Origin of the sequence: Aneurinibacillus migulanus (genome assembly GCF_001274715.1) — a bacterium.
GTDB lineage: Bacteria > Bacillota > Bacilli > Aneurinibacillales > Aneurinibacillaceae > Aneurinibacillus > Aneurinibacillus migulanus.
The window spans coordinates 868,108-891,579 of sequence record NZ_LGUG01000004.1; the positions used below are offsets into that span (position 1 = coordinate 868,108).

The window sequence follows — 23,472 nt, forward strand, 5'->3', positions numbered from 1 at the left end:
TAACATCTACTTTCTTCCGAACGTGTCGCTGGAAAAACTCGCCCAGAGTGACACAAAGCGGCCGTTTGGCTTCGTTGAGGAAAAAGGACGAGCGGCAACACCAGCAAGTTTTTCGTATTCATAAATCAGAGGCCTGTCTCATAAAGTGAAGTAATGACACTTTATTAGGAAGGGAGACGCCTCATATGAAGAACAGTCCAGCGTACAAAATCCGCATCCGTCCCGAAACAGAGCAGTCTCGATCCGAGGCGCGAGCATCCACTGCGTCTCACAAACTAAAAATAAAATTGAATCAATCTCCGGTATCGATAATTTCGCCGGAAGCTGAGCCTGTTGTAGACATCCGGATGGAGGAGTCGGAGAGTAAGTTAACGGAAAATAGTACCTCGTTTCCTATGATGGAGCGACCGGATATAAACATAGAGGAAATCGAAACGATTGATTTTAGGCCAAGCCGACCTTCTCCATTTGTGAAAAAAAAGTGGACAGGGCATACGTTTAAGCCTCCGAAAAATATATTTCGCTTCGGCGCTGTGGCAGGTGGAGCGGTTGCGGTTGGATTGCTGCTTGGCTATGTGGTTCTTCAGACGTTCACGATGGAGCCGACGAATCCAGAAGAAAAAGTGCCTGCTGCTATTGGGCAGGCAAAGCAAACTCCACAGGATAAAGCGGCAGGACAGGCAGCTGGTGCTGCCGCTTCCGAACAAGTCAAGACAAATGAAACGGCCAATAAACCGAAAACAAAGCCGTTAACGGTTACACTTCCGGTTGTCCCGTTATACCTTGTTCAAGGGGGTGTCTTCAGCACTAAGGCCGGAGCCGAACAGGAGCGTACGGTATTTCAACAAAAGGGATGGCCAACCCATATGGAAGAGGACGCGGGAAAGCATACGCTGTTTCTCGGTGTCAGCGCTTCACGTGATGATGCCTTATCACTTGCTGAGGCATATCGGGCATCCAAGCAGGAAGTATACATTAAAGAGAAGAGTTTGCCTGCCGGCACGGTAACGCTGAATATACCTGAGGGAATGTCTGCGGACGCGGCCGAGGAGATAAAACACCTTGGACAGGCGCAGGCTGATCTGTTTCAAATCGTATCACAGAGCATTGGTGATGGTTTTAAGGGAGGAAAAATTTCTCAAGCTACGCTGGACAAGATACTGACGCGTCATAAGGAGGCGCTTAAGCAGGGGCGAAGCGCGACGGAAGTATTGGGGGAACAGCAAAAAGCGTTACTGCAGAGTGCGCTGAATGAGATGACGACGGCTGTCACCACGTTACAGCAGTTCGCAGGTCAGCCGAATCGTACGTATCTTTGGCAGGCGGAAGAGAATATGCTTCGATTTATTTCTTCATATAAAAGGTGGCAGCAGGCGATGACAGGGTAGTATACGGAGCGGAAACATACCGCTCCGTTTTTTCGTTGTTGTACTGCCTAGGCGTCTTTGCTAAACTTAGTATGATATGTGTCTATAAGGAAGAAGAAGCGTATATTCACAGTATCTTTGTATCAAGGAGTAGAAGCAGGTGAATCCTATTGTCTAAAGCAAACCAGCCTTCTATTGTTCTTGCCTCGGCATCTGCCAGACGCAAGGATTTATTAGCCGGGCTTGGCCTGACATTTACCGTGCAGCCGAGTGTTGCAAGCGAAGTGGTTGAAGAAGACGTACCGCCTGAGGAATTCGTCACCATTCTGGCGCGGCGCAAAGCCCGGGATGTTGCATTCTCGCTCGCGGATAATGAAGACGAGTCATATCTGGTTATCGGCTCGGATACCGTTGTTGTTCTCGACGGTGAAATTCTCGGAAAGCCGGAACACGAGGAAGACGCGTTCCGTATGCTGTCGAGACTACAGGGAAAAACCCATACGGTATATACAGGACTGTGCGTAATTAATACGGCAAGTGGTAAGGAAAAAGTAGGCTTTCGAGCGACGAATGTGACAATGCGCGAACTTGGGGCCGAACGTATCCGCCGCTACATTGCTACGGGAGAACCGATGGATAAAGCCGGAGCGTACGGCATTCAAGGATATGGTGCCATACTGGTGTCAAATCTTGACGGAGATTATTTCTCTGTCGTCGGACTTCCGGTTGCATTAGTCAGTGACTTTCTGGAAGAATTTGGTGTAAAATTGCTATAGGCGACAAAACGACGGCGCCTATAGGGGAGACACCATACGCAAGGCAGCAAGAAGTACCCCGAATGTAAATGAAATGGGGGAGTCCGTATGAAACAGAAGGACCTGCTGTCTGAAGACAATTATCCGACGCTCCGCGACATGCCGGAGACGGATCGGCCGCGTGAAAGAATGATGCAAGCGGGACCGGGCGCGCTATCTAACGCAGAATTGCTGGCGATATTGCTACGCACCGGGTCCGCGGAAGAATCGGTGCTGAAGCTTTCCTACCGTGTATTGAATGAGGTAGGAGGGCTGCGCGGCTTAAAGTCTACTTCTTTTGAGGAGCTGACCGCACTAAAAGGCATAGGACCGGCCAAAGCGTTGTTGCTCATGGCCGGACTTGAACTAGGCAAGCGCATGAGTGGTGCGCCTCCTTCCGAAAGAATTACAATTCGTTCGCCGAAGGATGCAGCAGATGTCATGATGGAAGAAATGCGCTACCATACACAGGAACATTTTGTTTGCTTATACCTCAATACAAAGAATCATATCATTGGCAGAGAGACGATTTTCATTGGTAGTTTGAACTCATCCATTGTTCATCCCCGCGAAGTCTACAAGGAAGCGATTCGCCGCAGCAGTGCCTCTGTGATCTGCCTTCACAACCATCCGAGTGGCGATGCCACCCCAAGTAGGGAAGACATTGACGTTACACGTCGTTTACAGGAAGCAGGACGCATTCTGGGGATCGAATTGCTCGATCACGTGATTATTGGAGATGGACAATTTTACAGTTTGAAAGAGAAGGGGCATTTTGCGTAATGCTATCTTTTACTTATTGAAAAAGTGCGCGATTCAGGTATAATTTTATAGTTGTCGCAAGACTACATACGCGCTTAATCATGAAGGGAGAAATTACACCGATGTTTGGTAGCTTTAATAGAGATATGGGTATTGACCTTGGCACGGCCAATACGCTTGTATATGCAAAGTCAAAGGGAATTGTCGTTCGGGAACCGTCTGTCGTAGCGTTGCGTACAGATACGGGAAGCATTGAGGCAGTAGGAAATTCGGCAAAAAGTATGATCGGAAGGACGCCGGGCAATATTGTAGCTGTTCGCCCGATGAAGGATGGTGTGATCGCCGATTTTGAAACAACGGCGACGATGCTGCGCTATTTCATCGATCAAGCGCAGAAAACGCGTGGTCTTTTTTCACGCAAGCCGAATGTCATGGTATGTGTTCCTTCTGGTATTACCGCAGTGGAGAAGCGCGCTGTTGAAGACGCGACCAAGCTTGCGGGTGCGCGTGAAGCGTTCACGATTGAAGAACCATTCGCGGCAGCTATCGGTGCTGATCTTCCGGTATGGGAGCCGACTGGTAGCATGGTCGTAGACATCGGTGGCGGAACGACTGAGGTCGCGATTATCTCGCTCGGCGGGATCGTAACAAGCAGATCGATCCGCGTAGCTGGAGATGAAATGGACGAGGCAATTATTCAATATATTAAGAAAAAATACAATCTAATGATTGGGGAGCGGACATCGGAAGCACTCAAGATGGAAATCGGTTCTGCTATTCCGCCAGAACAAGCAGAGACGCTGGATATTCGCGGTCGAGATTTGATTTCCGGTCTGCCGAAGACGATTGAGATTACCGCGCAGGAGATTGCCGATGCGCTGAGTGAGACAGTAGCAAGCATTGTTGAAGCAGTGAAGATTACGCTGGAGAAGAGTCCGCCGGAACTAGCGGCAGATATTATGGATCGTGGTATCGTGCTTACCGGCGGCGGTGCACTGTTGCGTAACATGGATAAGCTGTTGGCGGATGAGACCGGCATGCCGGTATTGGTAGCGGAGAATGCGCTTGACTGTGTGGCGGTTGGTACGGGCCGTGCATTGGAGAACCTTCATTTGTTCAAGTCTAAATCCGGCATTACGATGCGTTCCGGACGCAGGTAAGCAGGTGTTGAGGAGTGACCAATTTCTTTGGCAATAAGCGATTAATCGCGATACTAATCGGCTTGATTGTGCTGATTGCGGTCATGGGCGCTACGTTGAAAGAGCGCCCTGTTCCTACTTGGCCGGAGCGATTCGCAAAAGACTCAGTCTCGTTCGTGCAGGGACTGCTGTACAAGCCTACGGCTATGGTTTCGGGATTTTTCGATAACATTACACATATCTATAATGTATACGAGGAGAATAAAGCGCTGAAGGCGCAAATAGACCAGCATGCTCAGCTAGAAGCGGAAGTGAAGGCGCTGCGCATTGAGAATAAAAAGTTTCGTGAGATGGTTAACATCAAGGATACGAAGCTAAAAGATTCCGAAAAATATGCAGCGGATGTCATCGCACGTACGCCGGATCGCTGGAATAATATGCTGACGATTAGCAAAGGGAAGAATGACGGTATCGAACCGAATATGGCTGTTGTTTCGTCGCAAGGCGCATTAATTGGACGTGTTCAGAGTGTATCTGCTTTTTCTTCGCAGGTAGAGTTGCTGATGGACATCGAGCAGGCGAACCATATCTCCGCTCTTATTCAGGGAGATCAGAATATCTATGGTGTTATCGAGAGCTACGATCTGGAGAAACACGAATTGATTATGCGCAAAATTCCTAAAGTGAAAGATCTGGTAATCAAGCCGGGGCAATATGTCACTACATCCGGTATGGGAGGCGCTATGCCGTCCGGTCTGGTAATCGGTCGTGTGAGTTCGGTCGGGGATGGAGATTACGGATTGACGCAGACTGCTCGTATTACCCCGCTTGCGAATTTCTATCAAATCGAGCAAGTATTTGTAGTGAAGCGCAATTTCGTAGTGCAATCGACACCGACGCCACAGGAACAGAAGCAGAAGCAGAAGGCTAATAAAACCGGGAAGTAAAGGCGTTGGAATAAAGTGAAACTTCACTTAGTGGACGTTTGTTCATCTCCGGCTAAGTGTTAGTTGAACTTATCGGACCTTTAGGGGCAGCTTATCTTCCATCTATTTTTCCTTGGTTTTTCCAAGTCTTGAGGTGGGGATTACTGCCCGTTAAGGCGGGAGAAAGGCAGGACAATACAAGTGAGGATTGGCGCAATATCTGTATGTATGTTTTTTTTGTTTCTGATCGAAGGCACGATTGCTCAGGTATTCGCCCCAGAAGTGTGGGGACTGCCCTGGATTGTCGTTCCCCGCTTCGTACTGGTGGGAGTCGTGTTCATCGGATTGTACGCCGGACGCAGAAAAGCCTTGTATTTTGGATTGTTCTTCGGACTATTATATGACGTAGTATATACGGAAGTAATTGGGGTGTATGCGTTCGCGACAGCGGTGCTGGGATACTTGGCTGGTCTTAGTTCACGGTATTTTCATCAGAGCTGGTTTCTCGTGCTGGTCAATGTGCTACTGGTAGTATTGGTCAACGAGTGGCTTGTCTATCAGGTATACCATTTGTTTAATAGAGCATCGATGGAGGCACTTACCTTGCTCTTGAAAGAAATGGTTCCGACTACGGTTTTCAATACGCTGTTCGCCATGCTTATCTTCCGTCCGATGAGCAAGCTCATGAATAAGTCAAGAATCAATCAGGAGATTGCGTAGGCGTCATCCGGCAGGAAACCATCACTCCCATGGCGAATACGTTAAAGATATGGGGTGGATCTTTGGCTATGGCAAAAACAAAGCAGAATGTAGTAATTAAAGGAACCAAAGAGGGCCTCGTTTTTCATTTGGACGATACGTGTTCGTTTGACCGGCTCCTCGAAGAATTGCGCGAGAAAATTGAGACAAGCCACCAGCAGATTTTGACCGGACCGATTATCAGCATTACGGTAAAGCTGGGAATGAGGTACGTATCGACGAAGCAGGAGCAGCAGATCCGTGAGGTTTTGAAGCGACGGGGCAATCTTGTCGTAAAGGCGATTGAGTCTGAGGTGATTACGAAGGAGGAAGCGCTGCGCGACAAGCTGGCCTCTCAGGTACGTGTCTATACACGTACCGTGCGCTCAGGACAAGTTATTCGTCATGAAGGGGATTTACTGCTGCTTGGCGATGTGAATCCAGGCGCGCTTGTGATGTGTACGGGTAACCTTTTCGTACTTGGGGCGTTGCGAGGCACAGGACACGCAGGTTGTGATGGGAACCAGAAGTGTATTGTGGTTGCATATGAGATGTTTCCTACGCAGGTACGCATCGCTGGCATTGTGAATTCGGCTTCCAATGAACGGGAACCGGAAAAGATGACACGTATGGAATTCGCGTATATTACTGAAGGGCGGTTGGCGATTGAAAAAATGAATCAATTGCATAAAATCCGGCCTGAACTGGGTCGGTTTGTCATATAGGAGGGATCCTTGTGGGTGAAGCCATTGTGGTTACGTCGGGCAAAGGCGGCGTCGGTAAAACGACAACCACCGCCAATATCGGAACGGCTCTTGCGCAGTTAGGAAAAAGAGTGTGCATGATAGATACGGATATCGGGCTGCGCAACCTTGATCTGGTCATGGGGCTGGAGAATCGGATTATTTTCGATCTCGTCGATGTCGTTGAAGGCAATTGTAAGTTGCACCAGGCCATGATTAAAGACAAGCGATTTGACGATGCGCTTTATCTTCTTCCGGCCGCGCAGACGAAAGATAAGTCAGCGGTTACGCCGGAACAGATGGAAGGTTTAGTAAGCCGACTCAAAGCTGATTTCGACTTTGTGCTCATCGATTGTCCGGCAGGCATCGAACAGGGATTTAAGAACGCGGTAGCCGGTGCAGATAAAGCGATTGTCGTTACGACGCCTGAGATTTCTTCGATTCGTGATGCAGACCGGGTTATCGGTTTGCTTGAACGCGAAGAGCTAGAAGCGACCTATCTTGTGGTGAATCGCATTCGGTTGCATATGACACGGACGGGCGATATGCTTGATGTAGACGACGTCGTCGCCATGTTGTCGGTCGATCCGATCGGGTATGTACCGGACGATGAAGAAGTAATTAAGCATCTAAATCTGAAAGAGCCGGTCGCGATGAACCATGAAGCAAAAGCAGGAATCGCGTATCGCAACATCGCACGCCGCATCCTGGGTGACTCGGTGCCGTTTTTGAATATGGAAGAACCGGAAGGATTTTTTAAGAAAGTGAAGCGGCTATTTGGCATCAGATAAGACGCGGTGCGGACACAGCATCGGGGGATAGAGCATGGATTTTGAAAAAAAGTATATACGCAATTTGGACTGGCTTTTGATTTTGCTGCTGATGTGTCTTGGGATTTTCAGTTTTATAGGTATTTCCGGCGCAACAGCGACGGCGAATTATGAATGGAAGCAGGTTGTTTGGTACGCCCTCGGTTTCATGGTTTTGGCGATTATTTTGCTGTTCGATTATGAGTCTTTCTCCAATTCGGCCTATGTGCTGTACGGCATCGGTATTATACTCATTATTGGCGTTCTGTTTGTACCTGTAAAGGAGGGCGTAGGTGGTGCGCGTAGCTGGTATCAGCTTGGTGTAGTTGATTTTCAGCCTGCGGAGTTGATGAAGATTTTCACCATTATCGCCGTTGCCAGGTATATATCAAAAAAGGATGAAGAGGAAGAGCCGATTAACAACCTGAAAGCGATGCTCCCGATCTTCCTACTGGTCGGAGTACCGTTGTTGTTGATTCTAATTCAGCCGGATTTGGGAACGGCTACTGTGTTTACGGGCATTATGGTCAGCATGTTGATTGTGGCGGGTGTTCCGATGCGTTATTTTGCCGTATTGGGCCTTGCAGGCGCGATTTTTCTCTCTTCGTTTACCTATATTTTTATGTTTCATAAACAATTCTTTTTTGAGCACATTATGCACAAATATCAGTGGATGCGGATTGAATCATGGCTTAAACCGGAAGAGTATCCGACGGAAGGATATCAGCTAATGCAGTCGCTTACGGCGATTGGGTCGGGTCAGTTGCTCGGCAAAGGCATTAACCAGGGAACACAAGCGAAAAACGGTTGGGTTCCGGTCGGCGAGAGCGACTTCGTATTTACTGTCATTGCCGAGGAGCTGGGATTTATCGGCTCTAGCATTCTGATTTTTATCTACTTCTTCTTTATTTACCGCATGATTCGGATCGCAATGGAGGCCAAGGATACGTTCGGGATGTATGTCATCGCCGGAGTTATTGGAATGTACGTATTCCAGGTATTCGAGAACATCGGGATGACGATTCAGCTTATGCCGATTACGGGTCTGCCGCTTCCGTTTGTTAGCTATGGGGGAAGCTCCCTTATTACAAATTTCTTTGTAATGGGTATTGTATTAAATATAGGGATGCGTCGGAAAAAATTGATGTTTGAGTAATAGAGAAATAAGTCATGCGCGCCGCTTTTTTTGCCGAAAGGCAGAGAAGAGCGGCGCGTTTTTCTTAATGGATAAGAAACTAGATATCACTGTAAAGCAAGAAAGCACCATCTAGTTTCTTCCGATCGTATCACTTGAAAAACGCGCGAGGTGTGTGCCAAACGTTGCTTTTTCCTATGGAGCGCGTAGTACGGCGGGCGAAAAAGACCGGCAACTGTCTCCATCATCCGAGATGCCCAGATGTTTTGTCGGTCCGCCCGAAGTGATATAAAGCGGCCGTTTGGCTTCTTTGTGGAAAAAGGACGAGCGGCAACGCCCGTGCGTTTTTCTTATGCATCAATAACGAATTACAGGTGCTAGTCTTTCCATATACTTCATACACTTGTACAAAAGGACAAGGAAGAGAGGTGTGGAATTAATGGCATATTTCGATACGGACGGAATCAAGCGCCGTCGGGAAGAAAGAGTGCGCCGGTTGCGTGAACAAATGGAAGACCACTATTCCTCCTATTTTTTTGATGAGAAAGAGGAGATGCCACCTGTATATACTGACCCGTTCTATAGGGAGAGAGAAGAGCCGTGGCGGCGTGCGGAATATAAGGAGAGGCAGCGCCTGGGAACGTTGCGTTCTTCCGATTCTTCTACATCGCTCGGTCCGATGAAGCGGGGGGATAAATTATTCATTAAAATCGTCGCTTCCTTTTTTCTATTAAGCCTCGCCTATGTAGTTGGTCATATACCGTTTCCTGGTGCTGAGAAATACAAGACAGTAATGAATGACGTATTGCATCGTCCCTACAATTTTGCTGGTATGTCGGCTTGGTATGAGAAAAATTTCGGAGCAGTTCCTACTTTATTGCCTGCAGTAGGCAAGAGTGGAAGCGAAGCGGAACCGGTGCTTCAGGCACAGTCTCTATTGTTGAAGGCGCCGGCAGCAGGCAAGGTAGTCCAAACGTTTGCTGACCAGGGAAGCGGTGTGTATTTTACTCCGAAAGAGGCAGCTATTCGTGCGGTGGATCAAGGATTGGTGACATTCGTCGGCCAGAAAGAAGGCCTGGGAAATACGATTGTTATCCAACATGCGAAAGGTATGGAGACATGGTATGCCGGTCTTGCCGCATTGGAAGTGAAGCTAAACGATTGGGTGGAAGTCCAGCGGACGATCGGTAAAGCGGTTCAGGAAGAGCAAGTGATGAAGCCTGTATATTTTGCGGTAAAGAAAAATGAGCAGTTTGTGGACCCGCAGGAAGTGGTCCGGTTTGAATAGCACTACTCTGCAGGTCCATCCACTATTCTGGGTTATTATGCTGGGCGCGCTGCTGGTGGGACAGTTTTTTCAGGTGATTACTCTATTTGCTATCGTAGTGCTTCATGAACTCGGACATGTGACAGCAGCAAGATGGTATGGCTGGCGTGTTCGGAAAATCGAGCTGTTACCGTTCGGCGGTGTGGCTGAAATCGATGAGTGGGGAAATACGGAACCGTGTGCGGAGATTATCGTGGCGCTGGCTGGCCCGCTAGTAAATGCACTATTAATTGTAGTGGGATGGGGATGTCTTTGGCTTGAAATATGGTCGTCTTCCTGGACGACTTTTTTTGTGTACAGCAATCTCGTAATTGGCGGATTTAATCTGCTTCCCATCTGGCCGTTGGATGGGGGAAGGGTGCTGCAAACTGTAGTGAGTCTGTTCCTACCGTACCGAAGTGCGATGCTGCTGTCGGTGTACGTGAGCCTGTTAGGGGGACTCGCATTGCTGGCCTGGAGCCTTTCTTTCAAGCCGTCTCCACATCTTAATGGATTGGCTATAGCGTTCTATCTACTTTTTAATGCGATTCTTGCATATAGGAGGAGACATTATCAATTTTTACGGTTTTTGCTGGCGAGACAGGCCTATTTGGAAGATGGCAAGGCTGCTTGGATAGAGAGAACTGTTTCCGTGCCTCCGTCTCTTTCACTGGCGCAGGCGGTGAATGGTTTGAAAAGAAACAATTACCATCTATTCATTGTGCAAGGCAAGACATTGCCGTGTGCTGTCTTTTCAGAAGAAAAGCTGCTCGCATATTACTTCTCCGGCTCACACAGGCATTGTAGAGTGGAAGAGTTGCTGCGGTAACGGTAAAATAAGAAGGATAGGAAAGGATGATGCCTGTTTGCGAAAAATTATCGTAAATGCTATCGGTCGTGAGGAACGTGTGGCTGTGCTAGAAGGAGGCCGATTGGTTGAACTATATATCGAACGGCCTGAGGAGCATCGCATCGTCGGTAACATCTATAAAGGAAAAGTAGAAAATGTGTTGCCGGGAATGCAGGCCGCCTTCATTGATATCGGTATGGACAAAAACGCGTTTTTATATGTGGACGATTGCTTGCCTCCTACTATTGACAAAACGAAAAAGAAAACACCGGCTATTAATGAACTGATTACGAAGGGACAGCAATTGACGGTTCAAGTCAGCAAAGAAGCATTTGGTACGAAAGGAGCGCGTGTTACTACACAAGTCTCATTGCCCGGACGATATGTTGTCTATCTGCCGGATGTATCGTATATCGGTGTTTCACGCCGTATTCAGCGGGAAAAAGAAAGAGAAAGATTGCGTTCGATTATTCGGGACATTCTGCGTCCGGAGGAAGGTGTCATCCTTCGTACACTAGCTGCAGGTGTTACCCAGGCTGAGCTGGAGGCGGATATTTTATTTTTGCGCGCTCGTTGGGAACAGGTACAGACAGACAAGCGAGATGCTCGTCCACCGTCGTTAATGTATGAAGATATAAGCCTTGTCTCCCGCGTCGTGCGTGATTTTGTCAGTGATGATGTGGAGGAAGTCATTATCGATAGTCGTCCCCGATATGCGGAAGTTCGTACCCTTCTGGGACGCTACCAGCCACAGCTAGAAGAGAAAATCCGGCTGTATAATGGCCGGGAAGACATATTCGCTCATTACGATTTGGACGGGGAGATTGAGCGTGCGCTGCGCCGAAAAGTTTGGCTGAAAAGCGGAGGCTATCTGGTTATCGATCAAACAGAAGCGCTGACTGTATTCGATGTCAATACCGGCAAATTTACAGGAAGTCACGATTTGGAAGAGACCGTGGTAAAAACCAATCTGGAAGCGTGCCGTGAGATTGCGCGCCAGCTTCGGCTCCGCAATGTTGGCGGCATCATTATTATCGATTTCATCGATATGGCGGTGGAAGAACATCGTAACCAGGTACGGGATTGTATGGAAGTGGAGCTACGCAAAGATAAGACAAAAACGCACCTGCTCGGCTTTACGCAGCTAGGACTGCTGGAGATGACACGCAAGAAAGAAAGGCACAACCTGGCTGATGTGCTGCAGCGTTCCTGCCCGTGCTGCGAAGAGAAAGGCAGGATTCTTGCTGAAGAGACACTGCTTGGCATGCTGGAACGCGAACTAATCGGATACAGCCGCAATGATCGAGCTGATGCCGTACTGGTTGAAGTACACCCGCATGTGGCCCGATATTTTCTCGAACATGGATATACGGGCGAGTTAAAGGACAGTACGGGAATGGATGTACGTATAAAGGAAAGCACAACATTGGACGAGCAGCATTATCGGATTGCTTTTATCGGAAGCGAAGAGGAAGTGCGGGCCCGCGCAGAAGCATGAGTACATGGAGATAATGATTGCTTTTCAGGGAATAATGTGATAATCTATCATTTGTTGACTAGTGTGCTTGACACCTCAAGCATACTGCAACCGCTCGATTAAGGTCATAAGTCGACCTCTGGGTCGCACCGGATATCGGCGAGTCTGAGTATATGGAGGAGGTGCAACGAATGTACGCAATTATCGAAACTGGCGGTAAGCAATACAAGGTAGAAAAAGGCACAGAATTGTACATCGAGAAGCTGACAGATGCTGAAGGTGAAACAGTGACTTTTGACCGTGTACTGCTCGTGGCTGGTGACAACGGTGTGAAAATGGGCGCTCCTGTAGTTGAAGGCGCGACTGTTACCGCGAAAGTAGAACGTCACGGTAAAGGCAAGAAAATTATCGTGTACAAATACAAAGCGAAGAAAAACTATCGCCGTAAGCAAGGTCACCGTCAACCTTACACAAAGGTTGTTATTGAAGCCATCAACGCGTAATGATTACGGTGCAAGTAAAGAGGCGCTCTGACGATACGATTAAGGAGATTACGATTAGCGGACATGCTGGCTCAGCCGAATATGGTCAGGATTTAGTATGTGCCGCGGTATCTGCCATCTCGCTTGGTTGCGTCAACGCCGTTGAATTGTTATTGAACGTCGAGCTGCCGGCAAAGCAGGGCGACAGCGGCTTTCTTCATGTACAGGTGCCGGACGCATATGCGCCGGAGCTGGCGGATAAAGTGCAGCTGCTGCTTGAGGGCATGATTGCCTCGCTGTACTCGGTAGCCGTAAGTCATGACAAGTATGTTCGGATTGCCGACAAATTGAAATATTGAGGAGGTGGCTCTCATGTTAAGAATGGACCTTCAATTCTTCGCCTCGAAAAAAGGGGTAGGTAGCACGAAGAACGGCCGTGATTCCATCGCGAAGCGCCTTGGCGCAAAGCGTGCGGATGGCCAATTCGTAAAGGCGGGTAACATCCTGTACCGTCAACGTGGTACGAAGATTTATCCGGGTGCAAACGTAGGCCGCGGCGGCGACGATACGCTGTTTGCGCTGTCTGACGGTATCGTGCGCTTCAAGCGCCTGGGCCGCGACCGCAAACAAGTGGTTGTTGAGCCAGTAGCAAGCGAAGCGTAATAAAGTAAAACGAACCTAAAGACCGTTGACGCCAGTCGTCGATGGTCTTTTTATATGGATACGACAGTGGCCGCAAATTTTTCTTATTTGGAAGTATGAGGCAAGGAGCATCATGCCGGGATAAAGGTAAGAATCAAGCGATTTTGCACAAACTAAGGCAAAGATCGAAGGAGTGCTTATCTGTGTTTCGCAAAAATGGTGCCGATGTGTTGGTGGAATTGCTGATTGAGTGGGGCGTAGACCATGTATATGGTATGCCCGGAGATTCGATTAATGCTATTATTGGGGCGTTGCGTCAGAGAAAAGATAAGATTCGTTTCATCCAGGTGCGACATGAAGAAGCCGGTGCGCTTGCTGCTGCAGCATATGCCAAGCTGACAGGAAAGCTCGGCGTATGTCTTGCCGTGGCCGGTCCTGGCGCCATCCATATGTTGAACGGATTGTATGATGCCAAGCTTGATCATGCGCCGGTTTTGGCGATTACCGGACAGGTGGATACGGCAGTCATGGGGTTGGATTATTTTCAGGAAGTCAATGTAAGTCGCCTTTTTGATGATGTGGCGGTGTATAACCAGTTACTTATCTCACCCGTTCAATTACCTGCCGTAGTCAATCAGGCCATTCGCACGGCATATGTGGAGAAAGGTGTGGCTGTATTGGCTATTCCGGGTAATCTGCCTGCCATGAAGATGGAAAAAGATACGCGCTATACTTCGCCTCAGGTAGCAAGAGGTACAGTGCAGCCGTTAGCGCATGATGTAGACGCGGTTTGCGCCGCGCTCAATCAGACTGATAAGAATATCGTTATTCTCGCGGGCAAAGGTGCGCGAGGGGCACGCGACGAATTGCTTGCGCTTGCCGAGAAGCTGGGGGCTCCGATCGTGCTTACGCTGCCTCCTATTCTTCGTTTATAATACGTCCATATTCCGTATGTGGCTTAATATGGTAAAATGAAGAGAAACGCCACAGTAGAGGGAGAGAAGTCGTATGAAGGAGATCATCGAAGTTATGAATCACCAGCGGCACGACTGGCTTAACCATATTCAGGTCTTGCTCGGATATTTAAAGCTTGAGAAATATGAAATGTGCGAGGAATACATACGCAAAATTACCGCCGATGCGAATCGGGATACGCTCGTTTCCCGTCTGGAATATCCGCCGCTCGTCGCGTATTTGCTATCTTTTAATGCGTTGCATAACAATGTACGCATCGAGGTAGAGATTCCCGTGCCATTTTCGCTACTGACACTAGAGGAAGGTCCAAGGATAGGGGATTTTATTCTATCGGTGGTAAAGCTATACCAACAGCATGCACTATATAACAATGGTGAGAGCAATACGCTACTGCTAACGTTGCATTGTGAAGATGGAGCGTTGCGGGTAGTGGCCGACTTTGCGGGCGAGCTGGACGCAGAGAAGAGCACCCTCGCATTGGATAAGATGCGGACACAGGCACAGGAATGGGGAGCGGACGCGTTGCTTACGCCTCATACGGCTTCAGAATCGGTGCTGGAATGTTTGTTCCCTCTTTCATGAAGGGACGGACGAGTTACTACGTAAAAAGGTGGAATTTATATGTTTGTAGATAGCGTACGTGTATACGTTAAAGGAGGAGACGGCGGCAACGGTATGGTCGCTTTCCGCAGAGAAAAATATGTAGCGGCGGGTGGCCCTGCCGGTGGTGACGGTGGCCGTGGCGCTAATGTGGTGTTTGTGGTAGATGAAGGACTTCGTACGCTCGTCGACTTTCGTTACCAGCGTCATTTCAAAGCTTCGCGTGGGGAGAACGGCCGGATAAAAGGACAGCATGGTGCGGGTGCGGAAGATATGGTTGTACGCGTTCCACCGGGGACTACAGTAATTGATGATGATACACAACAAGTTATTGCCGATTTGGTGATGGACGGGCAGCGGGCTATTATTGCAAAGGGCGGCCGTGGCGGCCGTGGTAATATCCGGTTTGCAACGCCAGCGAATCCCGCGCCCGAAATTGCGGAAAATGGTGAACCAGGCCAGGAGCGCTATATACGTCTCGAACTCAAAGTACTGGCCGATGTCGGACTGGTCGGATTTCCGAGCGTTGGAAAATCTACACTGTTGTCTGTTGTATCAGCAGCACGTCCGAAAATCGCGGAGTATCATTTTACAACGATTACACCAAATCTGGGTGTAGTAGATATTGATGAGGAGCGTAGCTTCGTTATGGCGGATCTGCCGGGACTCATTGAAGGAGCACATGAAGGTGTAGGGCTGGGTCATCAGTTCCTACGGCACGTGGAACGGACACGAGTTATTGTTCATGTCATCGATATGGCCGGTTCGGAAGGTCGCGATCCGTACGAAGATTATGTTCAGATTAACGAGGAGTTAAAGCTATATAATAAAAAGCTCGAAGACCGACCTCAGGTGGTTGCCGCCAACAAGATGGATATTCCGGATGCTGAGGAGAATCTGGAAGCGTTCCGTAAAAAAGTCGGAGAAGACCTTCCGATTTTCCCGATTTCTGCCGCAACGAAGCAGGGAATACGCGAGTTAATGTATAAGGTAGCAGACCTGCTAGAAGAGACGCCTGTGATTCCGTTAGTGGAAGACGTCGCTGATGAAGAGACGACCGTATTGTACAAGGCAGAAGCGGAACAGGATACGTTTACAGTACGCCGGGAGAACGAGATGTATGTCGTCGAAGGGGAGAAGTTGGAGAAGCTTGTTAAGATGACGAATCTGAACAGCCGAGATTCTATCCAACGCTTTGCGCGCATGATGCGCAATATGGGCGTAGACGATGCACTTCGTAAGAAAGGCGCCGAGAACGGGGATATTGTCCGCATTGGTAAATTTGAATTTGAATTTGTAGATTAGAGATAGATGAACCACTCTTCGAAGGAAGGGTGGTTTATTTTTGAGAGGAATTTTCTTTGGAAAAATTGAAAGATTTCTCGTTTATATCCGGTAGTATAAGATGAATACGGAAACGGGAAGCCAAAAGCTCCGGAGCACTCGTTTCAAGGGAGGTTTCACAATGGAAGAAGAACGAGAATGGGTGACCCGGGTGCTTCACGGCGATAAAGAAGCGTATGCCCATCTAGTCAACAAATATAAAAATAAAGTATATGCGTTGCTTCTGGGGATGGGTGTATCATCCCAGGATGCACAAGATATAACTCAAGAAAGCTTCATTAAAGCTTATCGTCACCTGGCAACCTATAATCAGGAAAAGAAATTCTCCTCCTGGCTTTATAAAATTGCCGCCAATAGCTGTCTTGATGCCTGGCGGAAGCAAAGGCGGGAGATATTCAATGAGCAGGAAGAAGAATACGTTGAACCAACAAGCCCGGAACATGTTTATCTACATAAAGAGCAGGCGCAGGAACTTAGGAAGCACATCGATCATTTGCCGGAAAAATATCGGCTTGTTCTTGTGTTACGTTACATTGATGATCTGAGCTACAAAGAGATTGCGGAAGTGCTCGACCTTCCACTGCCGACGGTTCAAACACATCTGCATAGGGCAAAAAAGAAATTGCGTGACGCACTGCGTGACACTGATGCAGGAGGAAACCTTCATGAAATGTGTGGAGTATGAACAAATGAGCCGCCATGTTGAAAACGAGACAACAGGACGAGAAAGGATGGCGATTGATACGCATCTGTTGGATTGCACCGTTTGCAGGAAGCTGTATGAGGAATGCATTGCTGAAAGAGAAGCGCTGCAGCAGGCAGTGCGAGCTCCTGAGCTTCCAGCTTCGTTTACAGCGGATGTCCTGGCACAGTTAGAACCTTATCCTGATGTAGTGAAAAGGCCGCAGAAAGAACCACAGGTGTATACAAAAAGGAAATGGAAGAAGTGGGTGTATGCGGCAGCCGGAGGGTTTCTGGCCTTATCGGTAGCTGCATCCGTGTCGCCATCTTTCGCTTCGTATTTAACCAAATCAATTTTCAATCGTGGAAACCAGATGATTGACCAGGGGTTGCAGATGGCGGGCGAGCGGGGGTTCGTACAGCAGGGGGATTATCATGTAAGCGATAACGGGGTTACGTTGCGTGTATTGGACATTGTGGCTGACCCAACTCGTGTTGCACTCTCTTATACATTAGAAAAAGAATCCGGTGGTCATCTTGACCCTGATTTTGAACCAAGGCTGGATGGAAATAAGGTATATATTACTGATACGAATGGTAAAAAGCTAGCTGATATATTCAATTGGACGCGTAACGATCCATATGGAATTATTGGCTTCCAATTAGAAAAGAATATTCCTGAAAAGGTCATTGTCCATTTTGAACTTTCGCGTGTGGGTGGATTTGCTGGAATTGGAACGAAAGAAGGCAATTGGAATTTGCAGCTTCCAGTTGATATGAAAAAAGGGATCGAGGCTACACATAGTGTAGCGGTTAACCAGCATCATACAACGAAGCAAGGGGTAACTATTGATGTAAAGAAGCTCTTATTTGCGCCGTCCAAAAGCCAATTGGAAATCGTAACAAGCTTATCCGAATCTGCGAGAGAACAGATGCGTAGGTCTATTGAGCAGGAGAGGCGTCTCGGGCTTAAGACAGAAGAAATCGGTCCACAGGATGAGAGCTCCTATGGCATTTCATACAGATTAATCGATGAAGGCGGTCGTGTGGTCGCAGGAAAATCCGGGCCTGTGCATCCTTCAAGAGAACAAGAGAAAAATAATATCGATTCAACCGGCTCACATGATACTTCCGGCCGGATAACGTGGAGAGATAGCTTCGTTCCGCTAGGTGAAGCCAAACGGCTAATTTTTGTGTTGGATGCGGTGGATATAGAAGAAGCGGCAGATTTTACGTTAGAATTTGCACCTGATACTGTAAAAGCAAAGCCGATTACTGGCCACTATCAGGGAAATACGATTACTGTTAAAGATTTTACAATAAATACAGAATGGGATATGAAAAAAACGCCGCCATTCTTCAATGATAATTCACATGCCATTATCGAAATGGAAGGTGTGCAAACGAACGAAACGGGTACATTATTTAACTGGGTGGCCATTGACGAGAATGGCAAAGCATATAAGGCGATGATGTCAGGCAGCGAGGATGACCCGGATGCATCCGGCAACCGTAAATTTACGAGCACGCTTCGGATATATGGAATGAAGCATAAACCGGAACAATTAACATTGAAGCTGACTCGTGTCATGAAACGGTATACCGATGTTAATTGGAAGGCCGATATCCCGCTTAATAGATGATAGGGAGTGAAAGAACAGGAGTTCCTTGTGGAATTCCTGTTCTTCTTATATGGATAAGAAAGTAATATCTACTTTCATAGCAATGCTCGCGCGTTTTCCCCACATGGACAGAAGAGAGAAAAATATTTTAAAAATAAACAAGCGTCCCTTGTATAATGGAAAGAAAGCGAGTATAATGTCCACTATACGTATACATTTGTTTATACCTGGAGGACGGTATGGGGAAACAAGAGGAGTTATTCTACTTAATCCGGGCCGACATTCTACCAGAATCGATAAGCAAAACCCTTGAAGCCAAAAAATTGCTTGATTCGGGTGAAGCGGAGACGGTAAATGAAGCAGTCGAGCGGGTGGGGCTTAGCCGGAGTGCTTACTATAAATATAAAGACAGTATTTTTCCGTTCAACTCGATGATGCGTGAAGTCATTATCACTGTATCGCTTAATCTTGAGCACCGGGCCGGAATTCTGTCTGAGGTGCTTAAGTTTGTTGCGGAGCGGGGCGGTAATATCCTCACGATTAACCAGACAATTCCGCTTCAAGGTCTGGCAAATGTCGCCATGTCGATTGATACGGGGCATTTGAGCCTTCCAACTACTGATTTTCTTGACGAACTGAATGCGATGCATGGTGTAAAGCGAGCGGTAATTGTTGGAAGAGGATAATCGAATAGTTTGTTTGTAAAGTATATCCATAATTATATTATAAACTAGATTCACAGAGGAGAGATGGGGATGCAGAATAATAAAGTAAAAGTAGGTCTTATGGGTCTCGGTACGGTTGGCACAGGGGTTGTGCGCATTGTTCAGGGGCACCAGGAGGATTTGCAAAAGCAAACGGGTCTTTCCATCGAGATTGCCAAGGTACTTGTACAAAATGTAGAGAAAACTCGCAGCCTGAAGCTTGCTGAAGGTATAGTTACGACCGAGGCGGCCGATCTGTTTGACAATCCGGATATCGATGTCATTGTCGAAGTCATCGGTGGCATTCAACCCGCAAAAGAATACATCCTTAAGGCGCTGGAGAACGGTAAACATATCGTCACAGCTAACAAAGATTTGATGGCGCTGCATGGCGCGGAAATTCTGTCCAAAGCGCAAGACAGAGGCTGTGATGTCTTCTATGAAGCAAGTGTAGCCGGCGGCATTCCGATTCTACGTGCGCTGGTGGAAGGCTTTGCTTCCGACCGCATTACGAAGATGATGGGAATCGTAAACGGGACGACGAACTATATTATGACTAAGATGAGTCAAGAAGGTGCCGACTATGCGGAGGTGCTGAAAGAAGCGCAAGCTCTTGGCTACGCCGAATCCGATCCGACAGCGGATGTGGAAGGGCATGATGCGGCACGCAAGATGGCTATTCTGGGCACGCTTGGTTTCCATGTAGATATGAGCCTCGAAGATGTAGATTGCAAAGGTATTTCGAAAGTGAGCTCTGAAGATATCGCCTATGCGAAGAAGCTTGGTTATGAAATTAAGCTGCTTGGTATCGCACAGCGGGATGATGATTTAATCGAAGTAAGCGTACAGCCGACGCTTGTGCATCATACGCATCCACTTGCCTCCGTTAACGGTGTATTCAACGCGGTGTATGTGCACGGTGAAGCGGTCGGTGAGACCATGTTCTACGGACCGGGCGCTGGAGAGTTGCCGACAGCGACCGCAGTCGTGTCTGATCTGGTTACTGTCGTGAAAAATATGAAGCTTGGTGTGAATGGCCGCGGCAGTGTTGCACCATACCGGGAGAAGCAACTTAAATCAGATGAACAAATCGTCTCGAAGTATTTTCTACGCTTAATCGTGGACGATAAACGCGGAGTGCTTGCCCAAATTACTCGCATTCTTGCCGAACATGATGTAAGCTTAGAACAAGTTCTTCAGCAGCCGTATAATGGCGGCACACAATCTGAAATCATTCTGATTACGCACCATGCGTCACGTAAGAATATTTTTGCTGTACGTGAGCAGTTTGCGGAGTTGGAAAGTATCTTTGAAGTAAAAAGCCTGTATCGAGTAGAAGGTGGGGAGGAAAAATAATGGCTGGCATTATTGAACGTTATGCAAAACTTTTACCGGTGACAGAGAAAACACCCCGGCTTACATTGCACGAGGGAGACACACCGCTAATTTTTGCACCGAAATTATCTGAAGAATTGGATTTGGAGATTTATTTTAAATACGAAGGATTGAACCCGACCGGGTCATTTAAAGACCGTGGCATGGTAATGGCGGTAGCCAAAGCCGTAGAAGAAGGCAGCCATACGATTATGTGCGCTTCAACCGGCAATACATCTGCGGCGGCTGCAGCTTATGCTGCCCGTGCAAATCTGCGCTGTATCGTACTTATTCCAAACAATAATATTGCACTGGGCAAGCTGGCACAGGCGATGATATACGGAGCTGAAATTATTGCAATTGAAGGCAACTTCGACCAAGCGCTGAAAATCGTGCGAGATATTTGTGAAAAGCATCCGATTGCATTGGTGAATTCAGTTAATCCATACCGCCTAGAAGGTCAAAAAACGGCCGCATTCGAAGTATGCGACACACTCGGAAAAGCCCCTGATATTCTTGCTATTCCAGTAGGGAACGCAGGAAATATTTCTGCATACTGGAAAGGGTTTAAAGAATACTATGAAGCAGGAGTCGTGCAGAATATGCCTCGCATGTTCGGTTTTGAAGCGGAAGGTGCAGCGGCGATCGTTAAGGATGAACCAATTGAGAATCCTGAAACGCTGGCTACGGCTATCCGTATCGGCAAACCAGCAAGCTGGAATCTGGCAGTAAATGCGCGTGATGAGTCAAACGGACATATTGATATGGTTACGGATGACGAAATTGTTGAAGCATATCGTAAGCTGGCGTCCATGGAAGGCATTTTTGCTGAACCAGCATCTGCAGCTTCACTTGCCGGCGTTATTAAAATGCGCAAACAGGGCCGTATTGCAGCTGGTCAACAAGTCGTATGCGTACTGACAGGCAATGGATTGAAAGATCCGGATATCGCGATCAAATCCGCCGGTATACAACCGACCGTTGTAGAAAGCACGGAAGAAGCAGTGCTCGGTATTATTGCCCAGGGAGCGGGTGTGTAGAGTGGAGAACGGAAAGGTAAAAGTAAAGGTGCCGGCCAGCACGGCCAATCTTGGGCCGGGCTTTGATACGATCGGCATGGCTTTTAGACTTTACACAACCCTTACAATTGAAGTGGCCGATGCAACGGATATCCGCCTGCATGGCCCCAACCTTTCCGGCATTCCTACTGATAAGAGCAATCTGATATACCAGATTGCGGCCCGCATATTCGAGAAAGCGGGGCTTGTCGTGCCGGAGCTTATCATTGATGTAACCTCCGATATTCCGCTGACCCGGGGGCTTGGCAGTAGTGCATCCGCTATTGTTGGTGCACTGGTGGCCGCCAACGAATTAGCGGGTAAGCCATTTACGATGGATGAACTGTATCAGATGGCGACCGAAGAAGAGGGGCATCCGGATAATGTCGGGGCATCGTTCTTCGGGGGAGTGGTTGTTGCGCTGATGGAGACGGATCATGTACCGTATGTTCGTTTGCCAGTACCGGAGCATCTCGAAGCGATGGTCGTTATTCCGAAATTTATGCTGTCAACCGAAAAAGCACGCGGCGTACTGCCATCTATGTACAGCCGCCAGGATGTGGTGTATACAGCAAGCCATACCGGCGTATTGGTAGGTGCGCTGGCGACAGGCAATCTATCGCTTTTACGTATGGCGATGAAAGATGTTTTGCACCAGCCATACCGCGTGTCGCTTGTTCCTGGATTGGATAAAATTTTGACTGAAGCGCATGAGCATGGTGCATTGGGCGCTGCGCTATCTGGTGCCGGTCCAACCATCATTGCCCTCGTTGATAAACGAGAGTCGACAGATGCATTACAGCAGTTTATGGTTCAAACGTTGGCTGAACATGACATTGATTGTACGGTCATGCGTCTTGTGCCTGATGAAACCGGAGTGCAAGTGGAACATTGCTTCTCCGGTGTGACTGAGCAAAGGAGTTAATACGTATGGAGAGAACGTTCGCATTTTTAGGTCCGCGCGGTACAAACACAGAAGAAGCGGCGCGCCTGATTTTCCGGGGGGAAAACGACGCATTTCGCCCGTACCGCACCATTCCGGACTGTCTGGAGGCGGCATCGGAGGGCAAAGTGGATTATGCGGTCGTTCCCTGGGAGAATTCCCTGGAGGGATCTGTCAACCTAACGCTTGATTGGATTATCCATAAAATCGATTTGCCGATTTTAAGCGAATTAATTATCCCGATTTCACACCAACTATCCTGTGCAAAGCGTGAGCATCCGCTTGCGCTGTCCGATGTCACGAAAGTACTGTCCCATCCACAGGCAGTGGCGCAATGCCATGAGTTTTTGCGCGATCATCTGTCACACGCGGAGATTGAATATGTCAGCAGCACAGCAGAGGCAGCAAGGCTTGTCAGCGAGCATGTAGAAGAGCCGTGGGTGGCAATTTCAGCTATGCAGGCAGTACACACTTATCCGGTAACACTGCTCAAGGAAAACATCGAGGATGTGGAAAATAACTTTACCCGATTTATCGTACTAGGCAAGGAGTCGCTGGTGCTACCTGAAGCGGAGACGCATAAGACGACCATTCTCGTTACGCTGCCATCCGATTTTCCGGGTGCGCTTCACCAGGTGCTTTCAGCTTTTTCTTGGCGTCGCCTTAACTTGTCACGTATCGAATCTCGTCCGACAAAAACGGGACTTGGTAACTACCATTTTGTCATTGATATCGAGCATAAGATGGACGATGTACTTCTTCCTGGCGCATTTGCCGAGATGGAAGCATTGGGCTGTCAGGTGCGCTTCCTAGGTACGTATCCGGTATTTATTAAGAAACGGAACGGAGTCGAACTATCGCTTCGTTCGTAACGCGGATTCGGGAGTGGAAGAAATAAAAAAACAACCAGTCATTCTGGTTGTTTTTTTATTTGTAAGAAAGTAGATGTGGCTGTAAAGGAAGAAAGCAACATCACACTCTCTTTCTCTCGTAATTCCGTG

24 protein-coding genes, 1 pseudogene and 1 other annotated feature are annotated in these 23,472 nt (G+C 48.0%); all 25 genes and pseudogenes read left to right on the plus strand.

The features are described 5' to 3' along the window. The first annotated feature begins 185 nt into the window (after positions 1 to 185). The 25 genes and pseudogenes from AF333_RS05960 (at position 186) to pheA (ending at position 23,343) form a co-directional block, all read left to right on the plus strand. Positions 186 to 1,388 (plus strand): SPOR domain-containing protein, encoded by a 1,203-nt coding sequence (locus AF333_RS05960; protein WP_043067331.1) that lies wholly within the window; start codon positions 186 to 188, stop codon positions 1,386 to 1,388. Between the two features lie 149 nt (positions 1,389 to 1,537). Then, positions 1,538 to 2,143: a Maf family protein gene (locus AF333_RS05965; RefSeq protein WP_043067332.1), complete on the plus strand. Its 606-nt coding sequence runs from the start codon at positions 1,538 to 1,540 to the stop codon at positions 2,141 to 2,143. Between the two features lie 87 nt (positions 2,144 to 2,230). Beyond that, positions 2,231 to 2,944 (plus strand): RadC family protein, encoded by a 714-nt coding sequence (gene radC / locus AF333_RS05970; RefSeq protein WP_043067333.1) that lies wholly within the window; start codon positions 2,231 to 2,233, stop codon positions 2,942 to 2,944. Positions 2,945 to 3,045: 101 nt separating this feature from the next. Continuing rightward, positions 3,046 to 4,083 (plus strand): rod shape-determining protein, encoded by a 1,038-nt coding sequence (locus AF333_RS05975; protein WP_043067334.1) that lies wholly within the window; start codon positions 3,046 to 3,048, stop codon positions 4,081 to 4,083. A gap of 14 nt (positions 4,084 to 4,097) precedes the next feature. Further along, on the plus strand, positions 4,098 to 5,009 hold the full coding sequence (gene mreC, locus AF333_RS05980) for a rod shape-determining protein MreC (protein ID WP_043067335.1): 912 nt from the start codon (positions 4,098 to 4,100) through the stop codon (positions 5,007 to 5,009). A 207-nt stretch (positions 5,010 to 5,216) separates the two neighbouring features. Further along, positions 5,217 to 5,708 carry a rod shape-determining protein MreD gene (gene mreD / locus AF333_RS05985; RefSeq protein WP_043067336.1) on the plus strand — a complete coding sequence of 164 codons (492 nt, stop codon included), beginning with the start codon at positions 5,217 to 5,219 and terminating at the stop codon, positions 5,706 to 5,708. 68 nt (positions 5,709 to 5,776) lie between these two features. Further along, a complete protein-coding gene (minC, locus tag AF333_RS05990) occupies positions 5,777 to 6,451 on the plus strand; it encodes a septum site-determining protein MinC (RefSeq protein ID WP_043067466.1) in 675 nt (224 codons plus the stop codon). A gap of 11 nt (positions 6,452 to 6,462) precedes the next feature. Beyond that, positions 6,463 to 7,260, plus strand: a complete 798-nt coding sequence (gene minD / locus AF333_RS05995; protein WP_043067337.1) for a septum site-determining protein MinD — start codon at positions 6,463 to 6,465, stop codon at positions 7,258 to 7,260. 34 nt (positions 7,261 to 7,294) lie between these two features. After that, positions 7,295 to 8,434 carry a rod shape-determining protein RodA gene (gene rodA / locus AF333_RS06000; RefSeq protein WP_043067338.1) on the plus strand — a complete coding sequence of 380 codons (1,140 nt, stop codon included), beginning with the start codon at positions 7,295 to 7,297 and terminating at the stop codon, positions 8,432 to 8,434. Positions 8,435 to 8,852: 418 nt separating this feature from the next. Further along, complete coding sequence (locus AF333_RS06005; RefSeq protein WP_235355889.1) at positions 8,853 to 9,701, plus strand: M23 family metallopeptidase; 849 nt, start codon at positions 8,853 to 8,855, stop codon at positions 9,699 to 9,701. Next, positions 9,694 to 10,548, plus strand: coding sequence for a M50 family metallopeptidase (locus tag AF333_RS06010; RefSeq protein WP_052520293.1), 855 nt, complete (start codon positions 9,694 to 9,696; stop codon positions 10,546 to 10,548). The genes AF333_RS06005 and AF333_RS06010 overlap by 8 nt, the downstream gene beginning before the upstream one ends. 37 nt (positions 10,549 to 10,585) lie before the next feature. Continuing rightward, positions 10,586 to 12,067, plus strand: coding sequence for an Rne/Rng family ribonuclease (locus AF333_RS06015; protein WP_052812237.1), 1,482 nt, complete (start codon positions 10,586 to 10,588; stop codon positions 12,065 to 12,067). A gap of 78 nt (positions 12,068 to 12,145) precedes the next feature. Then, positions 12,146 to 12,223 (plus strand) — a sequence feature (ribosomal protein L21 leader region). Positions 12,224 to 12,237: 14 nt separating this feature from the next. Beyond that, on the plus strand, positions 12,238 to 12,549 hold the full coding sequence (rplU, locus tag AF333_RS06020) for a 50S ribosomal protein L21 (RefSeq protein ID WP_040302667.1): 312 nt from the start codon (positions 12,238 to 12,240) through the stop codon (positions 12,547 to 12,549). Next, complete coding sequence (locus AF333_RS06025) at positions 12,549 to 12,887, plus strand: ribosomal-processing cysteine protease Prp (RefSeq protein ID WP_043067341.1); 339 nt, start codon at positions 12,549 to 12,551, stop codon at positions 12,885 to 12,887. Before rplU ends, AF333_RS06025 begins: the two co-directional genes overlap by 1 nt. Before the next feature lie 13 nt (positions 12,888 to 12,900). After that, the gene (rpmA, locus tag AF333_RS06030) at positions 12,901 to 13,191 is read left to right on the plus strand and encodes a 50S ribosomal protein L27 (RefSeq protein ID WP_043067342.1); all 291 of its coding nucleotides are present in this window, start codon (positions 12,901 to 12,903) and stop codon (positions 13,189 to 13,191) included. A 182-nt stretch (positions 13,192 to 13,373) separates the two neighbouring features. Next, a pseudogene (locus tag AF333_RS06035) lies at positions 13,374 to 14,087 on the plus strand (thiamine pyrophosphate-binding protein); the annotation flags it as partial. A 91-nt stretch (positions 14,088 to 14,178) separates the two neighbouring features. Then, a complete protein-coding gene (locus tag AF333_RS06040; RefSeq protein WP_052812239.1) occupies positions 14,179 to 14,727 on the plus strand; it encodes a Spo0B domain-containing protein in 549 nt (182 codons plus the stop codon). 39 nt (positions 14,728 to 14,766) lie between these two features. Then, entirely contained in the window at positions 14,767 to 16,050 is a 1,284-nt protein-coding gene (gene obgE, locus AF333_RS06045; RefSeq protein WP_043067343.1) for a GTPase ObgE, read from the plus strand. 160 nt (positions 16,051 to 16,210) lie between these two features. Next, complete coding sequence (locus AF333_RS06050; RefSeq protein WP_043067344.1) at positions 16,211 to 16,774, plus strand: RNA polymerase sigma factor; 564 nt, start codon at positions 16,211 to 16,213, stop codon at positions 16,772 to 16,774. Continuing rightward, entirely contained in the window at positions 16,755 to 18,413 is a 1,659-nt protein-coding gene (locus AF333_RS06055; protein ID WP_043067345.1) for a DUF4179 domain-containing protein, read from the plus strand. The genes AF333_RS06050 and AF333_RS06055 overlap by 20 nt, the downstream gene beginning before the upstream one ends. Before the next feature lie 218 nt (positions 18,414 to 18,631). Continuing rightward, entirely contained in the window at positions 18,632 to 19,078 is a 447-nt protein-coding gene (locus tag AF333_RS06060) for an ACT domain-containing protein (protein ID WP_043067346.1), read from the plus strand. A gap of 69 nt (positions 19,079 to 19,147) precedes the next feature. Next, entirely contained in the window at positions 19,148 to 20,452 is a 1,305-nt protein-coding gene (locus AF333_RS06065) for a homoserine dehydrogenase (protein ID WP_043067347.1), read from the plus strand. Continuing rightward, positions 20,452 to 21,510 carry a threonine synthase gene (gene thrC, locus AF333_RS06070; RefSeq protein ID WP_043067348.1) on the plus strand — a complete coding sequence of 353 codons (1,059 nt, stop codon included), beginning with the start codon at positions 20,452 to 20,454 and terminating at the stop codon, positions 21,508 to 21,510. The genes AF333_RS06065 and thrC overlap by 1 nt, the downstream gene beginning before the upstream one ends. A gap of 1 nt (position 21,511) precedes the next feature. After that, positions 21,512 to 22,453, plus strand: a complete 942-nt coding sequence (thrB, locus tag AF333_RS06075; RefSeq protein ID WP_043067349.1) for a homoserine kinase — start codon at positions 21,512 to 21,514, stop codon at positions 22,451 to 22,453. 5 nt (positions 22,454 to 22,458) lie between these two features. Further along, positions 22,459 to 23,343: a prephenate dehydratase gene (gene pheA / locus AF333_RS06080; protein ID WP_043067350.1), complete on the plus strand. Its 885-nt coding sequence runs from the start codon at positions 22,459 to 22,461 to the stop codon at positions 23,341 to 23,343. Positions 23,344 to 23,472 lie beyond the last annotated feature (129 nt).

What these genes read in the sequence shown, in the direction of transcription:
- AF333_RS05960 (WP_043067331.1), top strand. Translation starts at nt 186, where the DNA reads ATGAAGAACAGTCCAGCGTACAAAATCCGCATCCGTCCCGAAACAGAG.
- radC (WP_043067333.1), top strand. Translation starts at nt 2,231, where the DNA reads ATGAAACAGAAGGACCTGCTGTCTGAAGACAATTATCCGACGCTCCGC.
- AF333_RS05975 (WP_043067334.1), top strand. Translation starts at nt 3,046, where the DNA reads ATGTTTGGTAGCTTTAATAGAGATATGGGTATTGACCTTGGCACGGCC.
- mreD (WP_043067336.1), top strand. Translation starts at nt 5,217, where the DNA reads ATGTTTTTTTTGTTTCTGATCGAAGGCACGATTGCTCAGGTATTCGCC.
- minC (WP_043067466.1), top strand. Translation starts at nt 5,777, where the DNA reads ATGGCAAAAACAAAGCAGAATGTAGTAATTAAAGGAACCAAAGAGGGC.
- rodA (WP_043067338.1), top strand. Translation starts at nt 7,295, where the DNA reads ATGGATTTTGAAAAAAAGTATATACGCAATTTGGACTGGCTTTTGATT.
- AF333_RS06005 (WP_235355889.1), top strand. Translation starts at nt 8,853, where the DNA reads ATGGCATATTTCGATACGGACGGAATCAAGCGCCGTCGGGAAGAAAGA.
- rplU (WP_040302667.1), top strand. Translation starts at nt 12,238, where the DNA reads ATGTACGCAATTATCGAAACTGGCGGTAAGCAATACAAGGTAGAAAAA.
- AF333_RS06025 (WP_043067341.1), top strand. Translation starts at nt 12,549, where the DNA reads ATGATTACGGTGCAAGTAAAGAGGCGCTCTGACGATACGATTAAGGAG.
- rpmA (WP_043067342.1), top strand. Translation starts at nt 12,901, where the DNA reads ATGTTAAGAATGGACCTTCAATTCTTCGCCTCGAAAAAAGGGGTAGGT.
- AF333_RS06040 (WP_052812239.1), top strand. Translation starts at nt 14,179, where the DNA reads ATGAAGGAGATCATCGAAGTTATGAATCACCAGCGGCACGACTGGCTT.
- obgE (WP_043067343.1), top strand. Translation starts at nt 14,767, where the DNA reads ATGTTTGTAGATAGCGTACGTGTATACGTTAAAGGAGGAGACGGCGGC.
- AF333_RS06050 (WP_043067344.1), top strand. Translation starts at nt 16,211, where the DNA reads ATGGAAGAAGAACGAGAATGGGTGACCCGGGTGCTTCACGGCGATAAA.
- AF333_RS06055 (WP_043067345.1), top strand. Translation starts at nt 16,755, where the DNA reads ATGAAATGTGTGGAGTATGAACAAATGAGCCGCCATGTTGAAAACGAG.
- AF333_RS06060 (WP_043067346.1), top strand. Translation starts at nt 18,632, where the DNA reads ATGGGGAAACAAGAGGAGTTATTCTACTTAATCCGGGCCGACATTCTA.
- AF333_RS06065 (WP_043067347.1), top strand. Translation starts at nt 19,148, where the DNA reads ATGCAGAATAATAAAGTAAAAGTAGGTCTTATGGGTCTCGGTACGGTT.
- thrC (WP_043067348.1), top strand. Translation starts at nt 20,452, where the DNA reads ATGGCTGGCATTATTGAACGTTATGCAAAACTTTTACCGGTGACAGAG.
- pheA (WP_043067350.1), top strand. Translation starts at nt 22,459, where the DNA reads ATGGAGAGAACGTTCGCATTTTTAGGTCCGCGCGGTACAAACACAGAA.